The organism is Streptomyces sp. L7, assembly GCF_050990935.1.
Taxonomy (GTDB): Bacteria; Actinomycetota; Actinomycetes; order Actinomycetales; family Microbacteriaceae; genus Leifsonia.
Genome location: NZ_CP194644.1, coordinates 2,932,912 through 2,958,736 on the forward strand (window position 1 = coordinate 2,932,912; position 25,825 = coordinate 2,958,736).

The window sequence follows — 25,825 nt, forward strand, 5'->3', positions numbered from 1 at the left end:
ACGGATGGCTAACGAATCTGTCTGTTCTCGCAGTCGCCGCTGCTAGCATCCCCCGGTGCCCGTCGCGAAAGTCCTCCTCTATTACGCGTTCGCGCCGCTGCCCGACCCGGACGCGGTGCGGCTGTGGCAACGTGACCTCTGCGAGTCGCTGGGGCTGCGCGGTCGCATCCTGCTGTCCGAGGACGGCATCAACGGGACGCTGGGCGGCGAGCTCGGTGCGCTCAAGCGATACCTGCGCAAGACCAAGGAGTACGCGTCGTTCCACGACCTCGACGTGAAGTGGAGCGAGGGGTCTGGGTTGGACGAGTCGGGCGGCAGCCTGGACTTCCCGCGGCTGTCGGTGCGTGTGCGGGAGGAGATCGTGTCGTTCGGGGCGCCCGCCGAGCTTCGGGTGGACGAGTCGGGCGTCGTCGGCGGAGGCGAGCGGCTCGACCCGGACGCGCTGCACGCGCTCCTGGATTCGCGCGAGGACGTGGTCTTCTTCGACGGGCGCAACCGGTTCGAGGCGGAGATCGGGCGGTTCCGCGGCGCGGTCGTTCCCGAGGTGGCGACGACGCGCGAGTTCGTGGCCGAGCTCGACAGCGGGCGGTACGACCACCTCAAGGACAAGCCGGTCGTGACGTACTGCACCGGCGGCATCCGCTGCGAGGTGCTGTCGGGACTGATGCGGTCTCGCGGATTCGGCGAGGTCTACCAGCTCGACGGCGGCGTGGTCCGCTACGGCGAGCGCTTCGGCGACGACGGACTGTGGGAGGGGTCGCTGTACGTGTTCGACGGGCGCGGGTCGGTGCGGTTCTCGGACCATGCCGCGGTGATCGGGCGCTGTGCGGGATGTGGCGCGGCGACGGACCGGATGCGGAACTGCAGCGATCCGTCATGCCGGGAGCAGCTTGTGGTGTGCGGGGAGTGCGACGTCGTGGAGTGCGCCGCGCACGCTGCGTGACACGGCGGTAATCCTCCACAGGCTCCGGGCTCGGCGCGTTCTCCACCGATTCGTGGGAACCATTGCTGGCCGTTTCGCGTTGCGGCCAAGATGAACCTCATGGATCCGGTCATCACCATCGTCTGGATCGTGTCCTTCGTCGTGGTGACGGTCACGGTCACGGGCCTCTCGCGGCGCGTCAACTGGTCGGCGCCCGTCGTGCTGGTGGTCGTGGGCGCGATCGCCTCGTTCATCCCCGGGGTGCCCCATGTGGCGCTGGAGCCGGAGCTCGTGCTCTACGGGCTGCTGCCACCGCTGCTGTTCGCGGCGGCCATCCAGACCTCGATCGTCGACGTGCGTGCCCGGCGCGACGGCATCCTCCTGCTCTCAGTCGGGCTGGTCGTGTTCACCGTCGTCGTGGTCGGGTTCACGACGTGGCTGGTGGTACCGGCTATCACCGTCGGGGCGGCCTTCGCGTTCGGAGCGGTGGTGGCGCCGACGGACACAGTGGCGGTGACCGCGATCGCGGGGCGGGTGCACCTCCCCCGCAGACTCGTCACCGTGCTGGAGGGCGAGAGCCTGCTGAACGACGCGACCGCCCTGGTCGCGCTCAACGCGAGCATCGCCGCGATCGTCAGCGTCGTGAACCCGTGGGCCATTGCCGGCGACTTCGTGATCGCCGTCGTGGTCGGCATCGGGATGGGTCTGCTGGTGGGGTGGGTGCTCTCCCTCATCCGCAAGCAGCTCCGGTCGCCCGTACTGGACACCTCCATCGGGTTGATCACCCCGTACCTGGCGTTCATCCCGTCGCAGTTCCTGCACGGTTCGGGCATCCTGTCGGTCGTCGTCGCGGGGCTGTACCTCGGGTACCGCTCCCCCACCATCCAGACGGCGGAGGCGCGCATCGCGGAGACGATCAACTGGCGGACGATCGAGTTCCTGCTGGAGAACGCGGTCTTCCTGTTCATCGGGCTGGAGTTGTCGAGCATCCTGAACTCGGCGTTCCGCTCGGGGATCACGGTGGCGCAGACGGTCTGGATCAGCATCGCCGTGCTGCTGGCGCTGTTCCTGGCGCGGTTCCTCTGGATGGTGGGCACGACGGCGTTGTATCGGAACGGTCCGCAGCGGCTGCGCGAGCGGGGCTGGACCTGGCCGACCGGGATCGCGGTGTCGTTCGCCGGGATCCGCGGGGTGGTGACGCTGGCCGCTGTGTTCCTGCTGCCGGCGTCGACGCCGCACCGGGAGTTCCTGCAGTTCCTGGCCTTCGTCGTGGTGGTGGCGACCCTGCTGGAGGGGCTCGCGCTGCCGTGGGTCATCCGCCGGCTGAGGCTGCCGCCCCCGGACTTCGCGCAGGAGGCCGGTGAGATGGAACGGCTGCTCGCGGAGGCTCAGGCGGCCGGGCTGGAGCACCTGGAGTCGCAGGTGACCGGCCAGGAGGACGAACGGGTGATCGAGCGGCTGCGCATCAACGCCGTGTTCCTCTCGGAGGCGCTGGAGAATCCGGCGCCCGACGCGGAGGTCGCGGCTCCGCTGGCGTATCGCAAGCTGCGACGGTCGATGATCGTGGCGGAGCGGCAGGCGGTCCTCGAAGCGCGCGCCGAAGGACGGTATCAGGAGCCGGCGGTGCGGTCGGTGCTCGCGTTCCTGGACGCCGAGGAGTCGGCATTGAAGGCGGGAGGGACGGACGGGAAGAAGTTGATGTGAGGGGAAGGTGCGGCGATCGGCGATCCCGCGGCACGTCGAGCGGAGGACCGTCCTCTTCCCCGGCGCGGCCGAGGGCGCCGGGCCCACAGCCGTGCGCGCTGGGACGACAGGGCGAGCACCACCAGGATGTCGAGCGGGAGGCCGAGGATGTTGGTGCGGAGGGTGACCTGCTCGCCGCCGTTGAAGAAGTCGATCGCGGCGAGGACGATCAGCAGCGCACTGTACGACATGGCGACGATGCGCGCCCAGTTGCTCCCCGTGAAGACGAGCAGGGCGATCGCGATGTAGAACACCAGGCCGGCGGCGAACAGACCCATCGCGATGCCGAAGACCAGGTCGGCGCTCTGCTGCTCGGAGGCGGTGAGCGCCGCGCCGGTCTTGGACACGAGCTCCGACCGGATGAACAGCGGCCAGGCCAGCACGGTGAGCACCACGGTCAGCACGCCCGCCAGCACGCGCAGCAGCATGAGCAGGAAGCCGAGCGTCGTCGGCACCGGGCGGCGCTCGGCACGGGTGAGCCGGCGCTGGTCCGCGTCGGCGGCGACCGCGACGGCGCGCGGCTCCACCAGCACGCCCGACAGGTCGACGACGGGGAGGTCGCCGTCCGTCTCGATGGCGTCGCCGCCGCCGTTGCGCGCGTGATAGCCGGACGAGAAGTCGCGGATCACGGCGACCTCCACGCCGATGTCCGCGGCGGCGAGCGTCGAGACGATGTGGTCGCGCTCGATGTCCGTGTTCGCGTCGATCTTGTGCGTGATCTGGAGAGTGAACAGGGAGAAGCCGACCGTGCGGTCGAAGGTCCCGGCCGCCAGCCAGCCGACACGGTGACCGCCCGGCAGCAGCCAGCCCTCCGGGCAGCGCCAGAATCGGACATGGTGGCGCTTTGCCGGGTTGCCCTTGACCTCCTGCTGGTACGCGACGTCCTGCTGGTGGCCGAACAGGAAGAGCGGGCTCACCGGGGCCTCATCGTAGCTGCGGCGCAGCAGCGTCGAGGTGATGATGCGGCGGCTGGAGGCGGCGGTCACGTCGTCGGCGCGCGTCCAGCCGGCCTCGATCATCGCCTGGTCGAGCTGCGCCTCCGACCCGAGCAGCGCCAGATTGATCGGGTCCCCGAGGAGGCCGTCGCTGGTGCGCGCCCGGCCGATGAAGTAGTCCGGCACGTAGATCTGGGTGAGGATGCGGTGCAGGCGCGGAAGCACCAGGTAGGCGAGGACGACCCAGAAGACGATGAAGAACAGGAGCAGGAACCAACCCCACGAGAAGCTCTCTGTGACGATGAGCCACGCCAGCCAGACGGCCGCGACGCCCCCGAACACGAAGAAGAGGTTGTCGACCACGGCGTTGACGGACACCCGCCGACCCGTGGCGGAGAGCGTCTTGGCAGGGCCGTTCGCACCGCGTGACGAGGACTCGGACGGCGCTCCATCACCGGCCGCGGGCTGCACCCGCGGCGGTCCCTCCGGCTCAACGGCCCCCGCCATGCGCTCATCCTAGAGCGCGCCGGGCCCGGGTCGTAGGGTGGCGTCATGACCTCCATCACCGAACGTGGCGCCGAGCTGCGCCGCCTCCACGACGCCCCCGAACTGCTGCAGGTCGTCAACGTGTGGGATGCGATCAGCGCGAAGGCCGTCGCCGCCCTCCCGGAGACCCGTTCGCTGGCGACGGCGAGCCACTCGATCGCGGCGACACTGGGGTACGAGGACGGCGAGAACATCCCGCTCGACCTGATGCTCGACATGGTCGGGCGCATCGTGGCGACCACCGACCTCCCGGTGAGCGCCGACCTCGAAGCCGGTTACGGCGACCCGGGCGAGACGATCCGCCGGGCGATCGGCGTCGGCGCGGTCGGCGCGAACCTGGAGGACCAGGTTCGCCCGTTCGAGGAGGCCGTCGCGCACGTGCGGGCGGCCGTCGCCGCGGCCGACGGCGAGGGGGTGCCGTTCGCGCTCAACGCGCGCACGGACGTGTGGCTGCGCAACACGTACCCGACGGCGGAGGAGAAGACAGAGGAGGCGATCCGCCGCGGGCGGGCGTTCCTCGACGAGGGCGCGACCTGCGTGTTCGTGCCGGGGCGACTGGACGAGGAGACGGTGACGCGACTCGTCGCGGGGCTCGGGGTGCGGAAGCTGAGCGTGATCGCGGTCCCGGGCTCGCTGCCGCCGGCGCGACTGCACGAGCTGGGGGTCGCCCGCGTCTCGTACGGGCCGTGGACACAGCGCGTGGCGCTCGCCGAGTTGCAGCGGACCGCGGCGGAGCTGTACGCGGGCGGCGAGCTGCCGAGGGATGTCCCCACGCTGAACTGACCGGGTCGGACGACCCGCGTCCCGCCCGTCGGGTCCCCCGAGACCGACCTCCACCCCACCCTGAGTGCACCGACCGAGGAGAGCCAATGTCCGATTTCCGCGCCATCGTCATCGAACAGGAGAAGGAGGGCTCCCGCATCCTCGCGCACACCGCCGAGGTGCGGCGGCTGACCGACGCCTTCCTCATGCCGGGAGACGTGACCGTCGCCGTCGAGTTCTCCGACCTCAACTACAAGGATGGGCTCGCGATCGCCGGGAAGCCGGGCGTCGCGCGGGTGTCGCCGCTCATCCCGGGCATCGACCTGGTGGGCGTCGTGGAGGCCTCCGACGATCCGCGGTGGCGACCGGGTGACCGGGTCGTGCTCAACGGAGACGGGATCGGGGAGGGTCACCACGGCGGCCTGGCCGAGCGCGCGCGGGTGCGCGGCGAGGCGCTGGTCCGGGTCCCGGACGCTCTGAGCTCCGAGCAGGCGGCGGCGATCGGGACCGCGGGGTTCACCGCGATGCTGGCCGTCCTCGCGCTGGAGCGCAACGGGATCGAGCCGGAGGCTGTGCATGCCGCCGGGTCGAGCGTGCTGGTCACGGGAGCGGCGGGCGGGGTCGGGTCGGTCGCGGTCGCCCTGCTGGCGAAACTCGGTTATCCGGTTACGGCCTCCACGGGGCGACCGGAGGAGCTGGAGGGGTATCTGACCGATCTCGGGGCGAGCGCGATCATCGACCGTGCCGAGCTGGCGATGGAGGGACGGCCGCTTCAGAGCCAGCGCTGGGCCGCGGCGGTGGACTCGGTCGGCAGCCACACGCTCGCGAACGTGCTCGCCCAGACCCGGTACGGCGGAACGGTCGCGGCGTGCGGGCTCGCGCAGGGGCCGGACCTCCCGGCCACGGTGATGCCGTTCATCCTGCGGGCGGTGACGCTGGTCGGGATCAACTCCGTGGAGGCCCCTGCCGCCCTCCGCGAGGCGGCCTGGCGGCGGCTGGCGACCGACCTGGACGAGGAGGCCCTCGCCGCGATGACGCGATTCATCCTGCTCGCCGAGGCCATTCCCGCGGCGGAGGACATTCTGGCCGGACGGCTTCGCGGGCGGACGGTCGTCGAGGTTCGGGCCTGACGCGCGTCTCAGCCGTTAGGCTGACCGCATGATCGTCCTCGCGACCGTCGTCGTCACGCTGGCTGCTGCGCTCCACGTCGGGATCTTCGTCATGGAGAGCGTCGGCTGGGTGCGGCCCGGCGTGTGGAAGCGCTTCGGCGTCGCCGACCAGGCAGCGGCGAACACGACGCGGCCGATGGCGTACAACCAGGGGTTCTACAACCTGTTCCTCGCCATCGGGGCGGTCCTCGGGCTGATCCTGTTCGGGGTGGGGGCGCACGCTGCCGGACTCGCGCTCATCTACTTCACGATGGGGAGCATGCTCGCGGCGTCGATCGTGCTCGTGACGACCGGGCGCGGATATCTGCGTCCGGCGCTCATCCAGGGCATCCTTCCGCTGATCGGCATCGTGCTCATGCTGTTCTCGTAGCCCTGCGCTCAGCGCAGCGAAGGCGCCACCGACTCCGGGCGGAGGCCGCGCCCGATCACGCGCGCGCTCAGGCGCTGCGCCACGGGGGTCGCCGCGGCGATCGCGAGGCGCAGAGCGGGCGACGGCGCGGGCGGGAGCAGCGGACCGTCGCCGGGGCGGCGGGTGATGCGACGGTGGGCCGCGAGCTGGATGCGCTGCATCCACTCGACCGGCGGGAGGCGGCGACGCTGCACGGCGTCGAGGAGGCGGAGGTCGACGGGGCCGTCCCGCAACGGGACGGCGAGCGCGTTCGCGGTGGCGACGGCGTCCTGGACGGCGTAGTTGACACCCACGCCGAAGGCCGGGGACATCGCGTGCGCGGCGTCCCCGATGGCGAGGAAGCCGTGCCGGTACCAACGCGGCAGCCGGTCGACCTGGACGCTCAGCAGCTTGAGCGACTCCCAGTCGGTGATCGTCTCCAGCGGCTCGCGCAGGAACGGCGCGGCTCCCGCCACGGCCGAGCGGAAGCCCGGAAGGCCGGCCGTGCGCAACTCATCGATGCCGCCCTTCGCGATGACGAGCCCGACCTGGAAGTAGTCGCCGCGGTCGATCGTGATCACCATCGCCCCGTTGCCGAGGTAGGCGAGCGTCGAGGGCTGGGCCTGCGCGGCCTTCGGGAGCCGGAACCAGATGACGTCGATGGGCACGCCGAATCGCCGGGGCAGCAGGCCCGCGGCGGCACGGAGGACGGAGTCGCGGCCGTCGGCGGCGACCGTGAGGTCGGCCTCCACCTCCACCGGGCCGGCGGGGCCGAGCGCCGACAACCCCCGGACGACGTCGCCGTCGCGGATCAGCCCGGTCGCCTCGGTCCGCATGAGCAGCCGGAAGTTCGGATACCGCTCCGCCTGCCCGGCGAGGAAGGTCAGGAAGTCCCACTGCGGTGCGAGCACGAGGAAATCGTCGGGCGGCGGCAGCCTCCCGAAGTCGATCGGATGCAGGCGGGTGCCGTCGACGACGGCGTCGAGCGTGCGGATGCTGGTGTGCGGAAGGCCGAGGAACGCGTCCCGCAGCCCGAGCTCACCGAGCACGCCCACTGTCGACGGGTGGATGGTGTCGCCGCGGAAGTCGCGGAAGAAGTCGGCGTGCTTCTCCAGCACGACCACGTCGAGCCCGGCGCGGGCGAGGATCAGCCCGAGCATCATCCCGGCGGGTCCACCCCCGGAGATGGCGCAGGATGCCTGCAGCGATTCCATCACCACGCAGCGTAGTCTCCCCCATGACGATCCTCGGCTCCGTCCTCATCGCGATCGCGGCCGTCGTGCACCTCGTGTTCTTCGCGATGGAGAGCATGCTCTGGTCGTCGCCGAGCGTCTGGCGGCGATTCGGTCTCACGACGCAGCGGGACGCCGACGTGGTGCGGCCGATGGCCTACAACCAGGGGTTCTACAACCTGTTCCTCGCGGGCGGCGCCGCGGTCGGCCTGGTGCTCTACTGGACGACCCTGCGCCACGTCGGCTTCGGGCTGATGTTCTTCACCGGGACCTGCATGGTCCTGGCCGCGATCGTGCTGCTCACGACGGGCCGGCGGTTCTGGGGAGCGGCCCTGCTCCAGGGGCTGCCGCCGCTGGTCGGACTCGTGCTGTTCTCGGTCGCGCACGCGGGGTGAGCCGCGAGCGAGCCCCGGTCGTCAGTCGATGATCTCCCCGTCGGCGGGGATCTCGCCCACGTCCACGCGGAGCGCCTCCACGAGCTTCGCCGCGTGCGGCGTCGACACGATCACGCGCGAGAACTCCTCGCCGTCGAGGTCGACCACCACAGCGGCGCGCTGCTTGCCCTTGATCAGCAGGAAGTCCTTGCCGCCGTGGAACTTCCAGGTCCCGACCGAGAGCGTGAGCGGGACGGCGGCTCCCGGAGCACGGATGCCGCGGATCCAGATCCACGGGTCCTCCGTGATCGCGACCGATCGGATGCTCTCGCGCGGGATCACCAGATCCTCCCGACGCACGGAAAGCACCTTCTCGGCCCGCGTGAGGTGGATCTCCAGGCGGTCGGGGTGAACGTGCAGGTCGGCCATAGGTCTATCCTGCCCGCCGACCGCGGCCGACGGGGGTCGTGAATCTCACAAACCCGTAACCGTTGGCTTGGAGGGCCGCGAAAGGCGGCCGCACGGGGTCGCAGGACTCTCATGATTCGCAAACCGCACCGGCATGTATCCTTCTCGTCGTGGCAACGCAGCGGCGGACTCCGGGCTCGCAGACTTCACTTCGTGAAGCCAACCGGGCTCGGATCGTCGACGCCATCAAGAAGCACGGCGGCCTGACCCAGGTGGAGCTGGCCGGCGCGACGGGGCTCTCCCCTGCCACGGTCTCCAACATCGTCAAGGAGCTCTCGACCTCCGGCGTGCTGCATACGGCGCAGAGCATCCGTTCCGGCCGGCGCGCCCAGCACGTCACGCTCGCGCACGCGCTCGGGCTCGTGGTCGGCGTCCACTTCTCCACCCGGCACCTGCGGGTCGCGCTGGCGGACGTGGCCAACACGGTCGTCGCCGAGAACCACATGCCGCTGGCCAAGGATCACCGCGCGGACAACGAGCTCGACAAGGTCGCGCTGCTCTTGAACGACATGCTCGACTCGGTCGACGCCTCCCGTGACGAGGTGCTGGCGGTCGGGCTCGCGGTGCCGGCGCCGCTCGACCGGGCCACCGGCACGATCGCGCGCAGCGGCATCATGCGCGGCTGGGACGGCGTCGTGATCGCGGACGCTCTGGAGCGCCGGGTGAAGCGCCCGGTCTTCATCGACAACGCCGCCAACCTCACCGCTCTCGCGGAGTCCCGGCTCGGGGCGGGGCGCGGCAAGCGCACCTCGATCACGCTCGAGGTCGGCGACGGGATCGGCGCGGGCCTGCTGCTCAACGGCCAGCTCTTCCGCGGGAACAACGGCGTCGCCGGCGAGTTCGGCCACACCACGATCCGGGAGAACGGCCCGCTCTGCCGCTGCGGCAACCGCGGCTGCCTGGAGGCCATCGCCGGCGGCCCCGCCATCCTGGACGAGCTGCGCGACCACCTCGGCAGCCTGAAGCTCGGCGATGTCGTCCTCCAGGCGATGGCCGGGGACGCGCGCTGCATCCGGGCCATCGCCGACGCGGGCAGGCATATCGGCATCGCGACGGCCAACCTGTGCAACCTGCTCGACCCGGAGCGGGTCGTGGTGGGCGGGGAGCTCGCCCGCGCCGGGGAGCTGCTGCTCGGCCCGATGCGCCACGCGGTCGAGCGCTCGATCATCGTGAACGAAGACCTCATGCCCGATATCGTCCAAGGCCAGCTCGGCGTCCGGGCGGCCACCCTCGGCGCGGTCGCCCACGCGGTCGACAGCATCTCGCTCACGAGCGGAGGAGTCGAGGTCTGAGACCGCGACGAACCGGTGTCCCCCGTTGGCCCCCGTCCGTGACGAACCGTTATCGAAAGCTTGACTTCAAGTATTGACGCCAAGCGGCGGCCCCTGACACACTCAACCCAGTCGCCAACGTCGGCGGCTTCGAATCGGAGGTTTTTCAATGAAGATCGCCACCAAGAGAGCGGTCATGGTGTCCGCCGCGATCCTGGCCACAGCCCTCACCCTCACAGCCTGTTCGAACGGTTCCGGCAACACCTCGACGAACAATGCGTCGGGCGCCGCGAACGCCAAGATCGGTCTCCTCCTCCCCGACTCCGTCACCGCGCGCTACGAGGCGGCGGACAAGCCCTACTTCGAGGCGAAGGTCAAGTCGCTCTGCTCGGGCTGCACCGTGCTGTACGCGAACGCGGACGGCGACGCCAGCAAGCAGCAGCAGCAGGCGGAGTCCATGCTGACCCAGGGCGTGAAGGTCCTCGTCCTCGACCCGTTCGACGGTGAGGCCGCCGCGTCGATCGTCGGCGAGGCCAAGGCCAAGAACATCCCGGTCATCTCCTACGACCGCCTCATCAACAGCCCCGACCTCAACTACTACATCTCCTTCGACAACGAGAAGGTCGGCAAGCTGCAGGCCACCGCGCTGGTCGACAAGCTGAAGAAGGACAACGTCGCCTCGGGCAGCGGCATCCTGATGGTCAACGGCTCGCCGACGGACAACAACGCGACCCTCTTCAAGAAGGGCGCGCACAGCGTCATCGACTCCAGCGGCTACAAGGTGCTCGCCGAGTTCGACACACCAGGATGGGACCCCGCCAAGGCCCAGGACTGGGTGTCCGGCCAGGTCTCGCAGTTCAAGAGCCAGATCAAGGGCGTCTACGCGGCGAACGACGGCACCGGCGGTGGCGCGATCGCGGCAATGAAGGCGGCCAACCTGAGCCCGCTCCCCCGGTGACCGGTCAGGACGCTGAGCTCGCGGGCATCCAGCGCATCCTCGCCGGCGACCAGTACATGACCGTCTACAAGGCGCTGAAGCCGGAGGCCGAGCAGGCGGCGACCCTCGCCATCGCTCTGACCAAGGGCCAGAAGCCGTCCGAGCAGACCACCGAGGTCGCGACGGCGGGCGGCGCGAAGATCGCGTCCATCCTGCTGACCCCGGTCGCGGTGACCACCGACAACATCGAGTCCACGGTCGTGAAGGACCAGTTCTACGGGCCCGACTCCGCCGCGAAGATCTGCACCCCGGACTACAAGGCGGCGTGCGACAAGTACGGCATCAAGTAGTCGTCGAACCACCAGGGGCCACCCGGCCCGAGGCGCGGAATCCGCATCCTCGGGCCGGGTGGTTCCGCCATACAGTTAGCCAAGACAGCACTATCCAGCACCACGCGACAGCATCGCGTCAGGCCCGAAGGAGAACGCCGTGACGATGGAATCCCCTGTGACCGACCAGGAGCGGTCCAGCCGACAGCCCGTCCTCTCGCTACGGGGGTGTCGAAGGGGTTCGGAGCCGTGCAGGCGCTCACCGACATCCACCTCGACGTCTACCCGGGGGAGGTCGTCGCGCTCGTCGGCGACAACGGAGCCGGGAAGTCCACCCTGGTCAAGATCCTCGCGGGAGTGCACCCGCAGGACGCCGGGACGATCAGCTTCGACGGTCAGGACGTCAGCATCCCGTCGCCCGCGGCGTCCCGCGGGCTGGGCATCGCCACGGTGTTCCAGGACCTCGCGCTCTGCGACAACCTGGACGTCGTGTCCAATCTCTTCCTCGGTCGGGAGATCACCCGAGGAACGCTCGACGAGGAAGAGATGGAGAAGCGGTCGTGGAGCCTCCTGCGCCAGCTGTCGGCGCGGATCCCGTCGGTCCGCATCGCCGTCGCGTCGCTCTCCGGAGGCCAGCGGCAGACCGTCGCCATCGCCCGGTCGCTGATCGGCGACCCGCGCGTCGTCATCCTGGACGAGCCGACCGCGGCACTGGGCGTCGCCCAGACGGCCGAGGTGCTCAACCTCATCGAGCGGCTGCGCGAGCGCGGGCTGGGGGTCATTCTGATCAGCCACAACATGGCCGACGTCCAGGCGGTCGCCGACCGGGTCGCCGTGCTGCGGCTCGGCCGCAACAACGGGGACTTCCGCGTCCCCGACGTCAGCTACGAAGAGATCATCTCGGCGATCACCGGCGCCACCGACAACGTCGTCGCGCAGCGGGCGGAACGCATCGAGGAGCGCGTGGAGCGCATCGAGAACAGCGAAGGGAACGCCTGATGACCAAGGCACCAGAGACTCCGGCCCAGCTCGCGGCCGACCTCCAGGACGAGCGCCTCATCCGCGAGGAGGGCCTGGGCGGTGCGGTGCGCGCCTTCGGGCGCCGGGTGCGCGGCGGCGACCTCGGCTCGCTGCCCGTCGTCGTCGGGCTGATCGTTATCTGGCTCGTGTTCCAGATCCTGAACCCGAACTTCCTCAGCGCGAACAACCTCGTCAACCTCACCCTGCAGTGCGCCGCGATCGGGACGATCTCGATCGGCATCGTGCTGGTGCTGCTGCTCGGCCAGATCGACCTGTCGGTCGGCTCGGTCAGCGGTGTGGCGGCGGCCATCCTCGGCGTCGCGTTCACCCAGCTGCACTGGCCGCTGGCGCTGACCGTCATCGTCGCCATCCTCGCCGGCTCGGTGATCGGCCTCCTCTACGGCATCCTGTTCACCCGGTTCGGCGTGCCGAGCTTCGTGATCACACTGGCCGGTCTGCTCGGCTTCCTCGGCGTGCAGCTCTGGATCCTCGGACCCAACAGCTCGATCAACATCCCCTACGACTCGTGGATCGTGAAGTTCGCGCAGCAGACCTTCCTCCCGCCGTGGGCCGCCTACGCGCTTGCCGTGATCGCCGCGCTCGCAATGTTCTGGTCGGACTGGCGGCGCAATGTCCGCCGTCGCAACGCGGGCCTCTCCGAGGGCTCGATGGCGGTCGTCCTGATCAAGTCGGGGCTGCTGCTCGTCGGGCTCTGCATCGCGGTCTGGTACCTCTCGACCGATCGCGGCACAGGCGCCATGTTCCTGTTCTTCGTGATCCTCGTGATCATCATGAACTTCTTCCTGACGCGCACGAAGTGGGGCCGCTCGGTGTTCGCGGTCGGCGGCTCGGTGGAGGCGGCACGCCGCGCCGGCATCAAGGTGAACCGCATCTTCATCAGCGTGTTCATCCTGTGTTCGACGTTCGCCGCGATCGGCGGCCTGCTCGCCGCGGCCCGCCTCGCCTCGGTGAGCGCGGGATCCGGTGGGACGGACACGAACCTCAACGCGATCGCCGCGGCGGTCATCGGCGGAACGAGCCTCTTCGGAGGCCGCGGATCGGCGTGGTCGGCGCTGCTGGGCATCCTGGTCATCCAGTCCATCTCGAACGGCCTGACGCTGCTCAACCTGGACTCGTCGTACCGCTTCATGATCACCGGCGCGGTCCTGCTGCTCGCCGTGATCATCGACTCGCTGTCCCGCCGCTCGCGCGAAACGCACGGGCAAGGCTAGCCGGGCAGCGCTCCGGGCGGGTGTGAGAAGGTGGACCGGTGACCCGAACCACCACCTTCCACGCCCGCCTTCTGCGTTCCGGCGTGGATCCGCAGACCGTGACGGTGCGGGCGTCGTCGGACATCCCGCCGCGCACGCTGCGACGGGCGGCCGGTGGCGGCGGGGCGCTCAACTTCGACGTCTACGCGCTGATCGACGCCGACGGCTGGCCCGGTTCGGCGACATACACGTACGTCGAGTCCCTCTCACGCGCTCCGTCCGCCGCCGACGAGTGAGTCGAGGGGCGTGCGTCAGGCGGGGGTGGCGGCAGCCGCTGCCCGGGCGGCGGCCGGGAGGGCCTCCAGGATGCGCGCAACGGCCGCGTCGTCGTGGGCGGCCGTGACGAACCACGCCTCGAAGACGCTCGGCGGCAGCGAGACGCCCCCGTCGAGCATGGCGTGGAAGAACGGCCGGTAGCGGAACGCCTCCTGCGACTGCACCTCGGCGTACGTCCGCGGGGCGGCCGCGAAGTCGCCGAAGACGAAGCTGAACAGGTTGCCCGCGCGCTGCACACGGTGGGCGACGCCCTCCGCGGCCAAGGCGTCGGAGACCGCACTCGAGAGCGTCTCTGCCACGACATCGAGCCGGTCGTACACCGCCTCGTCCGCGTGCTCCAAGGTGGCGAGGCCGGCGGCGACGGCGACGGGGTTACCCGAAAGAGTGCCGGCCTGGTAGACCGGGCCGGTCGGCGCCAGGAAGTCCATGAGCTCCGCCCGGCCCCCCAGGGCCGCCAGCGGCATCCCGCCGCCGATGACCTTGCCGAACGTGACGAGGTCGGGCGTGTAGCTGCGGTCGAGACCCCAGAAGCCCGCCTCGCTCACGCGGAAGCCGGTGAGCACCTCGTCGAGGATGAGCAGCGCGCCGTACTCGTGCGCGAGATCGGTCAGGGCCGCATTGAATCCCTCGTCCGGGGCGACGACACCCATGTTCGCGGCGGCGGCCTCGGTGATCACGGCCGCGATGTCCGGTCCGTTCGCCTCGAAGGCGGCGCGGACGGCGTCGAGGTCGTTGTACGGGAGGACCAGGGTCTGCGCGGCCGTGGCCTCGGTGACGCCGGCCGAGCCGGGCAGCGACAGGGTCGCGAGCCCCGAGCCGGCCTCGGCGAGGAGGCTGTCCGAGTGGCCGTGGTAGTGACCGGCGAACTTGATCAGCAGCGGACGGCCGGTGAAGCCGCGCGTCAGCCGGATCGCGGTCATGGTCGCCTCGGTGCCGGTGGAGACCAGGCGCAGCTTGTCGATGAACGGCACCCGGCCGAGCACGGCCTCCGCCAGCTCGGTCTCGGCCGGCGTGGAGGCGCCGAACGAGAGTCCGCGCGCGGCGGCCGCCTGCACGGCGTCGATCACGGCGGGATGCGCATGGCCCAGGATCGCCGGTCCCCACGACGCGACGAGGTCGACGTACTCGCGGCCCTGTGCGTCCACGATGTAGGGGCCGTGGGCGGACACCATGAACCGCGGCGTCCCGCCGACCGAGCGGAAGGCACGGACCGGGGAGTTCACGCCGCCGGGGATCACGCGCTGCGCGCGCTCGAACTGGGCGAGGTTGATGTCACCCAGAGCGGCGTCGTCGGCCAGGCCCTGCAGGTCCTGGGTGCCCGTGTTGGACGAATCGGTGTTGTAGAAGTCGCTCATCGCAGCCATCCCGCGACCTCGGTCGCCCAGTAGGTGAGCACGGCGTCGGCGCCCGCGCGGCGCGTGCCGATCAGGGTCTCCTCGATGACGCGCTCACGGTCGATCCAGCCGTTGGCGGCTGCGGCCTCCACCATCGCGTACTCGCCGGAGACCTGGTAGGCCCAGACCGGCACGTCGCTGATGGCGGCGACGTCGCTGAGGACGTCGAGGTAGCTGAGGGCCGGCTTCACCATGAGGATGTCGGCGCCCTCGTCGAGGTCGAGCTGCGCCTCGCGCAGGCCCTCCCGGCGGTTGGCCGGGTCCTGCTGGTAGGCGCGGCGGTCGCCCGAGAGCTGCGAGTCGACGGCCTCGCGGAACGGGCCGTAGAAGCCGGAGGCGTACTTGGCGGCGTAGGCGAGGATGACCACGTCGGTGCGGCCTGCGGCGTCGAGCACGTCTCGCACGGCGGCGACCTGGCCGTCCATCATTCCGCTGAGGCCGAGCAACTGGGAGCCGGCCTCCGCCTGTGCGATCGCCATGTCGCGGTAGCGCAGCAGCGTGGCGTCGTTGTCGACGTGGCCCTCGCCGTCGAGCACGCCGCAGTGGCCGTGGTCGGTGAACTCGTCCAGGCACAGGTCGGTCTGCACGACGAGCGCGTCGCCCACTTCGGAGGCGAGGGCGCGGGTGGCGACGTTGAGGATTCCGTCGGGGTCGGTCGCGGCGGTGCCGACCGCGTCGCGGGTCTCGGGGACGCCGAAGAGCATGACGCCGCCGACGCCGGCCTCGGCGGCCTCCACGGCCGCGCGCTTCAGGGAGTCGAGGCTGTGCTGCACGACGCCCGGCATGGAGGCGATCGGCTGCGGCTCGGAGGCGCCCTCCCGCACGAACAGCGGCAGGATCAACTCGGCCGGATGGAGGCGGGTCTCGGCCGTCAGACGGCGCATGGCAGGCGACTGCCGCAAGCGCCGGGGCCGCACAACGGGATGCAACTCACTCACTCTCCCCAGCCTACGCCCGCGGCGCTGGGTGCCCGCTCACCGTGTGGAGCCATCGCTTCCGCACTTTCTCCCGCCTCCGCCCGGCGTGTTGCGGGAGGAAGTGAGGAACGGATGGCTGGGGTCAGGCGGTGGTGGGGTGAGCGGCGGCGGCGACGGCCTCGATGAGGGAGGTCGCGGTGCGCTGGGCGGCGATCACGTCGACGCGGAGGCCGTACTCCCGGGCGTCGCGGGCGGTCTGCGGACCGATGGCCGCGACGAGGGTGGTCTCGGGGATCGGGCCGAGCTGCACCTGCACCTGCTCGGCCACGGAGCCGCTCGTGACGAGGATGGCCTGCACCAGGCCCTCGCGCACGTCGGCGACGATGTTCTCGGGCACGCGGATGCCGACGGTGCGGTAGGCGACCACGGACTCCACGTCGTGGCCGATACGACGCAGCCCCTCGGTGAGGAGGGGCTTGGCGATCTCCGAGCGGAGCGTGAGGATGCGCAGCGGGACGACGCCCTCGGTCGCGGCCTCCCACTCCGCGAGCAGTCCGCGCGCGGAGTTCTCCTCCGACGGGACCAGGTCGACGGCGTACCCGGCGGCGGCCAGCGCGGCGGCTGTGGTCTCGCCGACGGCCGCGATCCGGGTGGAGGGCGGGACCACCGCGCGGGCGGCGCTGAGCACGTCGACCGTGGTGGCGCTGGTGACCGTCACCCAGTCGAAGCCGCCGTCCGCGAGCCGCGCGAGGGCGGCCTCCAGCGCCGGGGCGTCGGCTGTCGGAGCGAAGTTGATCATCGGCGCCACGACCGGCGACGCGCCCTTGGCGCGGAGGTCGGCGGCGACCGAGTCGCCCCACGGGCCGCCCCGGGGCACGATCACGCGCCAGCCGGCGAGCGGCTTCGGGGAGGACGGGGTGGGGGTCATCATGCGCTCCCGAGCGGGGCGAGGTCGGCGGCCCCCGCGCCGAGCAGTTCGGCCACCACGCGGGCTCCGACGTCGCGCGCCGCCTCGTGGAGGTCGGCCAGGCCGAAGGAGTCCGGAGTGGCGGCGTGGGAGGCCGTCAGCCGCTCGGTCCCGTCCGGGCGGTACACGGTGGCGGTGAGGAAGAGCAAGCCGTCGTCCACCAGGGCGGATGCGCCGATCGGGGCGGCGCAGCCGGCCTCGAGCCCTGCGAGCACCGCGCGCTCGGCGGACGCGCAGGCGTGGGTCGTCGCGTGGTCGACGGCTTTCAGCGCGCGGGCGACGTCGCCGCGGCCGTTCTGCTCGCCCTCGCGGACCTCCAGCGCGAGCGCGCCCTGGCCGGGAGCCGTGGGCACCTGCGACAGCGGGAAGAAGTCGGTCACCGCGTCGAGGCGTCCCAGCCGGCCGAGTCCGGCGGCGGCGAGCACGACGGCGTCGAGGTCGCCCTCGGCGACCCGTCCGAGCCGGGTGTCCACGTTCCCGCGGATGTCCACGACCTCCAGATCGGGACGGACCGACTTCAGCTGCGCGACGCGGCGCGGCGAGCCGGTGCCCACCTTCGCGCCCTCCGGCAGCGTCTCCAGCGTGAGTCCGTCGCGCGCGCACAGGGCGTCACGGGCGTCCGCCCGCTTGGGCACGGCGCCGATGACCAGCCCGGGCGCCTGCGCGGTGGGCAGGTCCTTGAGCGAGTGGACGAGGAGGTCGCACCCGTCGGCGAGCAGGGCCTCTCGCAGCGCGGTGGCGAACACGCCGGTGCCCCCGAGCTCCGACAGCGACTCCCGCGAGGTGTCGCCGTGCGTCGTGACGGTGACCAGCTCGATGTCGAGCCCGGTCGCCCGGGCGATCGACTCGGCGACCGCGGTCGTCTGAGCGACCGCGAGGGCGCTGCCCCGCGTGCCGATGCGCAGCACACCGTCGCGTCGCGCGGACGCGCCCTCGGCCCTGCTCACCGTGCCGCTCACGGCGCGAGCCCCGCGGCGGCCGGCTTGAAGCCGAGGCGGACGTTCTCGCAGCAGCCCGGGCGGCACACGTCGTACCAGGGTCCGAGCGGGGTCAGCGCCGGGCGCTGCTCGACCGGGACGCCGTCGCGGCGCTCCAGGACGAGGTCGACCAGGCCCTTCACATAGCGGGCGTGGGTGCCGGGGGTGGGCACGCGGACGGCGACCAGGCCGTTCTCCTCGCTGGTCTCCATCGCCTCGTTGTCGAGGTCCCAGAGCACCTCCATGTGGTCGCTCACGAAACCGAGCGGGACGATGATGACGGCCTTGACGCCGAGGGCGGGAAGCTCCGCGATGCGGTCGTTGATGTCGGGCTCCAGCCACGGCATCGACGGCGGGCCCGACCGGGACTGGTAGACCAGGTCCCAGCCGATGACGCCCCCGGCGGCCTCCTGCGAGACGACCTCGGCGACGGCCAGGTGCTGGGCCGCGTAGGCGCCGCCCTCACCGAAGCCGCGGGTGGCCGGGCCGGACTTCGCGGCGTCCGTCGACGGGATGGAGTGCGTCGAGTAGAGGATGCGCATCTCGGTCGCCGGGTCGATGCCCGGGATGCGCTCGCGCAGCTCGTCCACGGCGTTGCGCACGCCCTCGATGAACGGCTCCACGAATCCGGGGTGGTCGAAGAACTGGCGCACCTTGTCGATCTGGATGGTGCCCTCCAGGCCCTTCTCCTGCAGCACGCGGGCGAAGTCCTCGCGGTACTGGCGGCAGCTCGAGTAGGAGGAGTACGCGCTCGTCGCGATGGCGATCAGCTTGGTGAGGCCGCGCTCCTGCGCCTCGGCGAGGGCGTCCTCCAGGTACGGGTCCCAGTTGCGGTTGCCCCACAGCACGGGGAGGTCGATGCCGCGCGAGGCGAGCTCGGCCTCCAGCGCCGCCTTGAGCTCGCGGTTCTGGTCGTTGATCGGGCTCACCCCGCCGAAGTGGCGGTAGTGGTGGGCGACCTCCTCCAGCCGCTCCTCCGGGATGCCGCGGCCGCGCGTCACATTGCGGAGGAACGGGATGACGTCGTCCTGACCCTCCGGGCCGCCGAAGCCGGCGAGGAGGATCGCGTCGTAGGCGACCGGCTCGGTCACGTGCTCGGGACCGGACGCGGCGGCGTCCGTCGCGCCGAGGACGCGCGGGACGGCCTCGGCGCCGGTCAGGTCGGCCCCGGTCAGGTCGGCGCCGGTCAGGTCTGCCCCGGTCAGGTCGGCCCCGGTCACTGCAGCACCTCCACCACTTCGGCCGGCTGGATGCGGCGGCCGGTGTAGAACGGCACCTCTTCGCGCACGTGGCGGCGGGCCTCGGTGTAGCGGAGGTCGCGCATCATGTCGACCAGGTCGGTGAGCTCGTCGGACTCCAGCGGCAGGATCCACTCGTAGTCGCCGAGGGCGAACGCCGCGACAGTGTTGGCCAGGACGCCACGGAACGCCGCGCCCTTGCGACCGTGGTCCGCGAGCATCTGCGACCGCTCTTCGTCCGGCAGCAGGTACCACTCGTAACTGCGCACGAACGGGTAGACGCAGAGCCAGCCCTTCGGCTCCTTGCCGCGGAGGAAGCCGGGGACGTGCTGCCGGTTGAACTCGGCGTCGCGGTGCACGCCCATCGCGTTCCAGGTCGGCAGCAACGCCGTGAAGAGGCGGGTGCGGCGCAGCTGGCGGAGGCCCCACTGCAGGGCCTCGGCCTCCGGGCCGTGCAGCCAGATCATGATGTCCGCGTCGGCCTTGAGGCCGCTCACGTCGTAGAGCCCGCGGGTGACGACGCCCTGCAGCTCGATATCGGCGATCACGCCTTCGAGCTCCTGGACGGCCTTCGGCACGTCGGTGCCGTCGAGGTCGTCGGGACGGGCGGGGTCCCGGCGCAGGACGGCCCACAGCGTGAAGCCGCTGGGGCTTTCGGGGGTGGTGTCTTCGGGGGCGGTCGACTCTGCCGGTACGGCAGCCGGGGTACTCATACCGACAGTCTCCCTCGCAAAGCTGAGAAGGCAAAAACCGGGCGCGCCGCCGCGGCCCGAGTGCGCGGCGTCAGCGACGGGAAGCGGCGACGATCCCCCAGACCGCGCCTCCCACGACGACGGCCACCCCGACCGCCAGGCCGACGAGCACCATCGGGTTCTCGGCGCGGAGGCTCCGGAACCGCTCGGACGCCCGCGCGGGCACGTTGACCTTGTACTGGATGGCGTCAATGGTCGCAGCCAGGTCGGCGCGGGCCTTCTCGACACCGTTGCGGTCAGTTGTCATATCTGCCCAACCCCTTCACGGCATCGATGTCGGTCTTGACGCTGGCGATGGTCTCCTTGGGCGCCGCACCGTCCACCCGCTTGAGCGAGCCGACGCCGACCAGCACGAGGATCGCCGCGATGACGAGGAGGACGCCGAAGACGATGAGCGCGGCAGCCCAGCCGGGCAGCACGAGCGCGAGCCCGAGGATCGCCGCCGCGACGAGCACGCCGAGCGCGAAGAAGAGGAAGGCCGCGGCCACGACGAAGAGCCCTATGCCGATCCCGGCATACTTCGCCTTCTCGGCGTACTCGGCCCGCAGGTTGACCAGCTCGGCTTTCACGAGCTGGATCAGCAGCCGCGGGAGCGACGCGATCAGCTCGCCCAGCGACTGGGACCTGGCGCGTACCCGATCGGTCATCCGGTTCGCCCGCCCTTCCGTGACACCCGCACCATCTCCATCCATTCGCGATCAGCGCGCGCCGGGAGCGCTCGCTTCTGGATCATCCCGCGTGACGGGGACGACGGCCACCCCCGGTTTGGCGGAATCCGCTCGGGACTCCTTGCGACGGTCGTTCGCCCGGACGACGGCCTTCTTGACGGTGATGTAAAGGGCCTCGGGCGCCTCGCCGATCTTCTCCGCGACGAAGTCCTCGACGGCGTTCACCTGCTTTTGCACCCCCGGCGACTCCCAGACCTTGAGTGCGGCCGACCTCATCTGCTCATAACGCTTGCGACCGGCGCGCGTGCCGAGCACGTAGCCCATCGCCGCGCCCGTCACGAAGAGAATCTTGCCCCGCATACCGTCCTACCCCTCCAGGTCGTCGGTCAGTGCCTTCCAGCGTAGACCCCTGGCCCGTTCCGCCACCCGGCGCGCATCCGGGATGACGGACGCGAGACCGGTGCCGGTCAACCAGGAGCCGGTCACCTCGAGCCCTTCGACGTTCTCAGCTCCGTCGCGGACGCGCTGGATGCGCTCCCGCTGCCCCACTGTCGCATAGGGAAGGGCATTCGTCCAGGGGGTCCGGGCGAACGCGGAGACAGCGGATTCCGTGAGCGGAATATTCAGCAGCGCTGCGGCGTCGGCGACGGCGCGCGCACGGAGCTCGGCGTCGGACAGCGCCGGCGTCTCGGACGCTCGGCCGGCGCGGCCGTACGAGAGCCGCAGGACGTGGCGGCCGGGGCCGGCGGCCTCCGCGACCCACGCCCACTTGGCGCTGGAGTGCGTCATCGCCTTGGCGGAGACGCCGGAATCCGGCCCGTCGGCGACGAGGACGCCGGTGCCGCGCGGCGCGGCGCCGAGCCGGTCGTCGGTGAGGACGAGGGTGACCAGCTCGACGCTGGACGCGGCAGGCCAGTCGAGAGCGGCGAGCTCGCCGAGGGCGGCGTCCATGTCGGGCAGGAGCGCCAGCGCCGCGTCGGCGGGTGCAGTGAGCACGACCGCGTCGGCGTCCAGCGCGGAGCCGTCGGCGAGAGTCACCGTCCAGCGGGCGGGACGCACGGCGGCGGGTTCCGCGGCAGTCTCAGCCGGCTCCGCGGGAGGCTGCCCCGCGAGCGCCAGGCCGTCGAGCGCGGCCTCGTCGACGGCATCGGCCATCGCGGCCTCCACCGCGACGGCGGCGACGTCCTCCGGGTCGGGTGCGGTCCACGGCCTCACGGACACGACCGTCGCGTCGGTGCGGATGGTCCCGCCTCGTGCCCCGATGTCCGCGGCGAGCGCCGCCGGAAGACGCCACATCCCCCCGCGGAGGCCTCCCACGGCGCTCCCCGCCTTGGCCGCCGACCGCAGCTCGCCCACGGCGCCGGAGAGCGAGCCGAGCCGCGTGAGCGCTGCGTTGAGCCCCGGGGCCACCACCTCCACGTCGAGGTCGTCGGGGTCGGCCGAGTACACGCCGGTCACGACCGGGGACACCAGCTCGCTGAGCACCTTCGACCCCATCCGCTTGCGCACCAAGGTGCCGAGCCTGCGCTCCTGGCCGATCTTCAGCACGGGGAGGACCCGGTCCAGATAGGCGCGCACCGCGCCGCCCCAGCCGATCGCGGCGACGACGTCGGTCGCCAGCGGGGAGCTCGGGATGCCGAGCAGTCCGGCCTTCGGCAGCGGGACGGTGCGCGTGCCGTTGCGGACCCACGCGCCCGCCGGGTTCGGCTCGACGACGTCGTCCGCGAGGCCCAGATCGGCCAGCAGGGCGGCGACGTGGCCGCCGCGGGTGGCGAAGCTCTCGGCGCCGGCGTCGACCGTGATGCCTCCGAGCTCCAGCGGTGCGACCGAGCCGCCGACGCGGTCGGAGGCCTCCAGCACCGTGACCTCGAAGCCCGGGCGGGCGCACTCGCGTGCCACGACGAGTCCGGAGACGCCGCCGCCGATCACGGCGATGCGCGTCGGCGCGGCCTCCACCGCGTGCCGGATGCTCTCCGTCACCGCGTCGTGATCTCGGACAGCGGCGTCGAGGGGCTCGGAGGTCATGCCCGCCACCCGTGGACGAGCTCGACCACCCGGGTCAGCACCGTCGGATCGGTCTCCGGAGGGACGCCGTGGCCCAGGTTGAGCACGTGCGCCGGCGCCTCCCGGCCGCGCTCCAGGACGTCCACGACGTGCGCGGACAGCACCTCCCAGGGCGCGTCGAGCATGGCCGGGTCGACATTGCCCTGCACCGGAACGACGTGCCCGAGCCGGCGGGCGGCCTCGTCCAGCGGCGTGCGGTAGTCGACGCCGACCGCGTCGGCGCCCACTTCGTGCATGGCCTTGAGCAGTTCGCCGGTGCCGACGCCGAAGTGCACGATCGGCACGTTGCGGACCAGCGGCTCGCCGTTCGCGGGTGCGTCCCCGACGGCGTCGACGCCGGCCACAGGGGGCTGCTGCACCTCGTAGGTGAGGTCGCGGATGTGCGAGAGCGCCCGCGCCGACGCGGGGGCGACGTGCTCGACGTAGTCGTGCAGCGACAGCGACCCGGCCCAGGAGTCGAAGAGCTGGGCAGCGCTCGCGCCGGCCAGGAGCTGCGCCCGGAGGAAGGCGCCGGTCACGTCGGCGCTCCACGCCATCAGGCGGGCCCAGGTCTCCGGGTCGGCGTGCATCAGCGTGCGGGCGCGGATGTGGTCCTTGGACGGGCCGCCCTCCACGAGATAGGCGGCGAGGGTGAAGGGGGCGCCGGCGAAGCCGATCAGCGGAGTGTCGCCGAGCTCGGCCGTCGTCAGCCGGACCGCTTCGGCGATCGGCGCGAACGTGTCGGCTCCGAGCGAGGCGGGGTCGACCTCCTCGAGCCGCGCGACGTCGGAGGCGGTGCGCACCGGGCTCTCGAACACCGGCCCCTTGCCGGGCTGGATCTCCACGGCCACGCCGGCGAGCTTCAGCGGCACGACGATGTCGCTGAAGAAGATGCCCGCGTCCACGCCGTGCCGTCGCACCGGCTGGAGCGTGATCTCGCTCGCCATCGCGGGGTCGAGGCAGGCGTCGAGCATGCGCGTGCCGACGCGCAGCTCCCGGTACTCGGGCAGCGAGCGCCCGGCCTGGCGCATGAACCAGACGGGGACGGTCTCCTGGCGCTCACCCTGGTAGGAGCGGATCAGGCGGCTGTCCGCGGTTCGGCCTTCGGAGAGCGGGTGGGTCGGGTCGAGGGAGGTCACCCGATGATTCTGCCAGGGCCGAATCTGCCAATCCCCCGGGAATCCTGTCGAACAGGCTCAGGGCGGGGTATCTCGATTCGAGTCTCGACCACGCCGAGCGTATCCTTTCACCCGTGCTTCTCTGCTTCTCGTCGAGCCACCGCACTGCGGCGTTCGACCTCCTCGAACGGCTCGAGCGCCATGCGCCGGCCGTCACCGCGGCACTCGCGGAGCAGCACGGGATCGTCGCCGGCTCGGTGGTGCTCGCCACCTGCAACCGCTTCGAGGCGTACCTCGACGTGGAGGCCCAGCCGTTCGCCGCGGACGCGACCACGGAGCACGTGATCGAGACCGTCGCCGCCGCAAGCGGCATCGACGCCGAGACCCTCCGCTCCTCCAGCGCCGTCTACAGCGACGACGCCGTCGCCGAGCACCTCTTCTCCGTCTCCAGCGGCCTCGAGTCCGTCGTGGTCGGGGAGGGCGAGATCGCCGGCCAGGTGCGCCGTGCCCTCCAGGCGGCACGAACGTCCGGCACCGTGACCGGGAACCTCGAGCGCGTCTTCCAGATCGCGTCGCGCACCTCCCGCGGTGTCAAGAACCAGACCGGCATCATGACCGCCGGCCGCTCGATGGTCCGCCTCGCGCTCGAACTGGCGGAGAGCCGGATCAGCGACTGGGCGGCCGTGCGCGTGCTGCTCGTCGGCACCGGCAAGTACGCCGGCGCCAGCCTGGCCGCGCTGCGCGAGCGCGGCGTGGTCGACGTGCAGGTGTTCTCGCCGACCGGTCGCGCGGCGAAGTTCGCCCTGTCGCACGAGGTCATCCCGGTCGAATCCGACGACCTCCTGGAGGCCCTCGGCGCCGCGGACCTCGTCGTCACCTGCTCGGCCGTCACCGACCACGTGATCACCCGCGCGCTGGTCGCGGACGCGATCGCGGCGCCGGACGCCGCCGAGCGCCGCCTCGTGATCGATCTCGGGCTCCCCCGGAACGTCGACCCCGCCGTCGCCGAGCTGCGCGGCGTCGAGCTGCTCGACCTGGAGACCATCAGCATCCACGCGCCGGTCGAGGAGCTGAACGCCGCAGCCGACGCCCGGCAGCTCGTCGGCGCCGCCGCCGCCGAGTTCGCGGCGCAGAGCACCGAGCAGGCCGTCACGCCTGCGCTGGTCGCCCTCCGCACCCACGTCTTCGGCATCCTGGACGCGGAGATCGCCCGTGCGCGCGCCCGCGGCGACTCGTCCGAGCAGACCGAGCAGGCACTCCGGCACCTGGCCGGTGTGCTGCTGCACACTCCGTCGGTGCGGGCCCGCGAACTCGCCAGGAACGGTGATGCGCAGGCGTTCGTGGACGCGGCATCCGCGCTGTTCGGCGTGGAAGTCGAGGATGCGCTCCGACCGCAAGCGCTCCGCGCCGTCGACGACGAGACCGCCGCCTCCTGACGTCCGTCCAGGAGCACCCACCAGAGGAGGACACGTGAGCGACGAGGCCACGATCACCGCCACCGAGCCGCACGCCGCCACCGGCCTGCCGTACGCCGCGGAGGAGCTGCGCACCGAACGGCTGCTGCTCCGCCCGCTGAACAGCGGCGACCTGGAGAACGGGCACGAGTTCGAGCGCCTGAAGGACGTCGCCCGGTACCTCTACTGGGAGGTGCACGACCACGACGAGTCGGCCGAGCACCTGCGCAAGCGCATCGCGATGAACCGCCTCGCGCACGACGGCGACGGCATCGTGTACGCGGTCGAGCTCCCGGACCCGGAGGGCGGCCACAGCCGGGTGATCGGCCACGTGAGCCTGTTCCTCAAAAAGGCGGAGTGGGCGAAGTTCGAGATGGGCTGGGTGTTCCACCCGGCAGTCCACGGCCGCGGCTACGCGACCGAGGCGACGACGCGGCTGCTGGAGCTGTGCTTCGAGTCCCTCGGCGGCCACCGCGTCTTCGCGCAGCTCGACGCCCGCAACGAGGCGTCGGCACGCCTGTGCGGCATCATCGGGATGACGCAGGAGGCGCTGCTGCGCGGGAGCGAGATCTACAAGGGCGAGTGGTCGGACACCGCGGTGTTCGCGATCCTGGAGGACGACTTCCGCGCGGGCCGGTGAGGTCGGCGCATCCT

At 71.4% G+C, this 25,825-nt stretch carries 28 protein-coding genes; 14 read left to right on the forward strand and 14 right to left on the reverse strand.

Annotated elements, in window-relative coordinates:
• The first annotated feature begins 55 nt into the window (after positions 1-55).
• Together ACR5MH_RS14655 and ACR5MH_RS14660 are read left to right on the forward strand one after the other, a co-directional pair.
• The gene (locus ACR5MH_RS14655; protein WP_431347864.1) at positions 56-943 is read left to right on the forward strand and encodes a rhodanese-related sulfurtransferase; all 888 of its coding nucleotides are present in this window, start codon (positions 56-58) and stop codon (positions 941-943) included.
• A gap of 99 nt (positions 944-1,042) precedes the next feature.
• Entirely contained in the window at positions 1,043-2,626 is a 1,584-nt protein-coding gene (locus ACR5MH_RS14660) for a Na+/H+ antiporter (protein ID WP_431347865.1), read from the forward strand.
• On the opposite strand, the gene ACR5MH_RS14665 is transcribed toward ACR5MH_RS14660, so the two are convergent.
• The gene (locus ACR5MH_RS14665) at positions 2,533-4,107 is read right to left on the reverse strand and encodes an LssY C-terminal domain-containing protein (protein ID WP_431347866.1); all 1,575 of its coding nucleotides are present in this window, start codon (positions 4,105-4,107) and stop codon (positions 2,533-2,535) included. The two genes, ACR5MH_RS14660 and ACR5MH_RS14665, sit on opposite strands and share 94 nt — an antisense overlap.
• A 45-nt stretch (positions 4,108-4,152) precedes the next feature.
• Here ACR5MH_RS14665 and ACR5MH_RS14670 point away from each other — a divergent pair, with 45 nt between their 5' ends.
• The 3 genes from ACR5MH_RS14670 (at position 4,153) to ACR5MH_RS14680 (ending at position 6,447) form a co-directional block, all read left to right on the forward strand.
• Complete coding sequence (locus ACR5MH_RS14670) at positions 4,153-4,929, forward strand: isocitrate lyase/PEP mutase family protein (RefSeq protein WP_433861893.1); 777 nt, start codon at positions 4,153-4,155, stop codon at positions 4,927-4,929.
• A gap of 86 nt (positions 4,930-5,015) precedes the next feature.
• Positions 5,016-6,038 carry an acrylyl-CoA reductase (NADPH) gene (gene acuI, locus ACR5MH_RS14675; protein WP_431347868.1) on the forward strand — a complete coding sequence of 341 codons (1,023 nt, stop codon included), beginning with the start codon at positions 5,016-5,018 and terminating at the stop codon, positions 6,036-6,038.
• 28 nt (positions 6,039-6,066) lie between these two features.
• The gene (locus tag ACR5MH_RS14680) at positions 6,067-6,447 is read left to right on the forward strand and encodes a DUF1304 domain-containing protein (RefSeq protein WP_431347869.1); all 381 of its coding nucleotides are present in this window, start codon (positions 6,067-6,069) and stop codon (positions 6,445-6,447) included.
• A gap of 8 nt (positions 6,448-6,455) precedes the next feature.
• Here the strand turns inward: ACR5MH_RS14680 and ACR5MH_RS14685 are convergent, their stop codons facing one another.
• Positions 6,456-7,679: an FAD-dependent oxidoreductase gene (locus tag ACR5MH_RS14685; protein WP_431347870.1), complete on the reverse strand. Its 1,224-nt coding sequence runs from the start codon at positions 7,677-7,679 to the stop codon at positions 6,456-6,458.
• A gap of 23 nt (positions 7,680-7,702) precedes the next feature.
• On the opposite strand from ACR5MH_RS14685, the gene ACR5MH_RS14690 reads away from it, so the two are divergent.
• Entirely contained in the window at positions 7,703-8,092 is a 390-nt protein-coding gene (locus ACR5MH_RS14690; RefSeq protein WP_431347871.1) for a DUF1304 domain-containing protein, read from the forward strand.
• A 21-nt stretch (positions 8,093-8,113) separates the two neighbouring features.
• Here ACR5MH_RS14690 and ACR5MH_RS14695 read toward each other — a convergent pair whose 3' ends face one another.
• On the reverse strand, positions 8,114-8,500 hold the full coding sequence (locus ACR5MH_RS14695; protein ID WP_345838631.1) for a hypothetical protein: 387 nt from the start codon (positions 8,498-8,500) through the stop codon (positions 8,114-8,116).
• A 149-nt stretch (positions 8,501-8,649) separates the two neighbouring features.
• On the opposite strand from ACR5MH_RS14695, the gene ACR5MH_RS14700 reads away from it, so the two are divergent.
• The 6 genes from ACR5MH_RS14700 (at position 8,650) to ACR5MH_RS14725 (ending at position 13,603) form a co-directional block, all read left to right on the forward strand.
• Positions 8,650-9,831: an ROK family transcriptional regulator gene (locus ACR5MH_RS14700; protein WP_431347872.1), complete on the forward strand. Its 1,182-nt coding sequence runs from the start codon at positions 8,650-8,652 to the stop codon at positions 9,829-9,831.
• A 148-nt stretch (positions 9,832-9,979) separates the two neighbouring features.
• Positions 9,980-10,768, forward strand: a complete 789-nt coding sequence (locus ACR5MH_RS14705) for a substrate-binding domain-containing protein (RefSeq protein ID WP_431347873.1) — start codon at positions 9,980-9,982, stop codon at positions 10,766-10,768.
• Positions 10,765-11,097, forward strand: a complete 333-nt coding sequence (locus ACR5MH_RS14710) for a D-xylose-binding protein (protein WP_431347874.1) — start codon at positions 10,765-10,767, stop codon at positions 11,095-11,097. The genes ACR5MH_RS14705 and ACR5MH_RS14710 overlap by 4 nt, the downstream gene beginning before the upstream one ends.
• 207 nt (positions 11,098-11,304) lie before the next feature.
• The gene (locus ACR5MH_RS14715) at positions 11,305-12,075 is read left to right on the forward strand and encodes an ATP-binding cassette domain-containing protein (RefSeq protein WP_433861894.1); all 771 of its coding nucleotides are present in this window, start codon (positions 11,305-11,307) and stop codon (positions 12,073-12,075) included.
• The gene (locus tag ACR5MH_RS14720) at positions 12,075-13,328 is read left to right on the forward strand and encodes a sugar ABC transporter permease (RefSeq protein WP_431347875.1); all 1,254 of its coding nucleotides are present in this window, start codon (positions 12,075-12,077) and stop codon (positions 13,326-13,328) included. Before ACR5MH_RS14715 ends, ACR5MH_RS14720 begins: the two co-directional genes overlap by 1 nt.
• Before the next feature lie 38 nt (positions 13,329-13,366).
• The gene (locus tag ACR5MH_RS14725) at positions 13,367-13,603 is read left to right on the forward strand and encodes a hypothetical protein (RefSeq protein ID WP_431347876.1); all 237 of its coding nucleotides are present in this window, start codon (positions 13,367-13,369) and stop codon (positions 13,601-13,603) included.
• Positions 13,604-13,618: 15 nt separating this feature from the next.
• Here ACR5MH_RS14725 and hemL read toward each other — a convergent pair whose 3' ends face one another.
• From hemL to hemE, 11 genes are all read right to left on the reverse strand, one after another.
• Positions 13,619-15,007, reverse strand: a complete 1,389-nt coding sequence (gene hemL / locus ACR5MH_RS14730; RefSeq protein WP_431347877.1) for a glutamate-1-semialdehyde 2,1-aminomutase — start codon at positions 15,005-15,007, stop codon at positions 13,619-13,621.
• Entirely contained in the window at positions 14,995-15,921 is a 927-nt protein-coding gene (hemB, locus tag ACR5MH_RS14735; protein WP_431347878.1) for a porphobilinogen synthase, read from the reverse strand. Before hemB ends, hemL begins: the two co-directional genes overlap by 13 nt.
• 175 nt (positions 15,922-16,096) lie before the next feature.
• The gene (locus ACR5MH_RS14740) at positions 16,097-16,885 is read right to left on the reverse strand and encodes a uroporphyrinogen-III synthase (RefSeq protein WP_433861895.1); all 789 of its coding nucleotides are present in this window, start codon (positions 16,883-16,885) and stop codon (positions 16,097-16,099) included.
• A complete protein-coding gene (gene hemC / locus ACR5MH_RS14745) occupies positions 16,882-17,880 on the reverse strand; it encodes a hydroxymethylbilane synthase (RefSeq protein WP_431347879.1) in 999 nt (332 codons plus the stop codon). Before hemC ends, ACR5MH_RS14740 begins: the two co-directional genes overlap by 4 nt.
• Positions 17,877-19,118, reverse strand: a complete 1,242-nt coding sequence (locus tag ACR5MH_RS14750) for a ferrochelatase (protein ID WP_431347880.1) — start codon at positions 19,116-19,118, stop codon at positions 17,877-17,879. The genes hemC and ACR5MH_RS14750 overlap by 4 nt, the downstream gene beginning before the upstream one ends.
• The gene (gene hemQ, locus ACR5MH_RS14755; RefSeq protein ID WP_431347881.1) at positions 19,115-19,849 is read right to left on the reverse strand and encodes a hydrogen peroxide-dependent heme synthase; all 735 of its coding nucleotides are present in this window, start codon (positions 19,847-19,849) and stop codon (positions 19,115-19,117) included. Before hemQ ends, ACR5MH_RS14750 begins: the two co-directional genes overlap by 4 nt.
• Positions 19,850-19,919: 70 nt before the next feature.
• Positions 19,920-20,135, reverse strand: coding sequence for a DUF3618 domain-containing protein (locus tag ACR5MH_RS14760; RefSeq protein WP_431347882.1), 216 nt, complete (start codon positions 20,133-20,135; stop codon positions 19,920-19,922).
• The gene (locus ACR5MH_RS14765) at positions 20,125-20,535 is read right to left on the reverse strand and encodes a phage holin family protein (protein ID WP_431347883.1); all 411 of its coding nucleotides are present in this window, start codon (positions 20,533-20,535) and stop codon (positions 20,125-20,127) included. The genes ACR5MH_RS14760 and ACR5MH_RS14765 overlap by 11 nt, the downstream gene beginning before the upstream one ends.
• A 51-nt stretch (positions 20,536-20,586) precedes the next feature.
• Complete coding sequence (locus tag ACR5MH_RS14770) at positions 20,587-20,895, reverse strand: hypothetical protein (RefSeq protein ID WP_431347884.1); 309 nt, start codon at positions 20,893-20,895, stop codon at positions 20,587-20,589.
• A 27-nt stretch (positions 20,896-20,922) separates the two neighbouring features.
• Complete coding sequence (locus ACR5MH_RS14775; protein WP_431347885.1) at positions 20,923-22,581, reverse strand: protoporphyrinogen/coproporphyrinogen oxidase; 1,659 nt, start codon at positions 22,579-22,581, stop codon at positions 20,923-20,925.
• Positions 22,578-23,738, reverse strand: coding sequence for a uroporphyrinogen decarboxylase (gene hemE / locus ACR5MH_RS14780; RefSeq protein ID WP_431347886.1), 1,161 nt, complete (start codon positions 23,736-23,738; stop codon positions 22,578-22,580). Before hemE ends, ACR5MH_RS14775 begins: the two co-directional genes overlap by 4 nt.
• A 113-nt stretch (positions 23,739-23,851) precedes the next feature.
• Here hemE and ACR5MH_RS14785 point away from each other — a divergent pair, with 113 nt between their 5' ends.
• Positions 23,852-25,153, forward strand: a complete 1,302-nt coding sequence (locus tag ACR5MH_RS14785; RefSeq protein WP_433861896.1) for a glutamyl-tRNA reductase — start codon at positions 23,852-23,854, stop codon at positions 25,151-25,153.
• Positions 25,154-25,187: 34 nt separating this feature from the next.
• Complete coding sequence (locus ACR5MH_RS14790; RefSeq protein WP_431347887.1) at positions 25,188-25,811, forward strand: GNAT family N-acetyltransferase; 624 nt, start codon at positions 25,188-25,190, stop codon at positions 25,809-25,811.
• Positions 25,812-25,825: the final 14 nt, after the last annotated feature.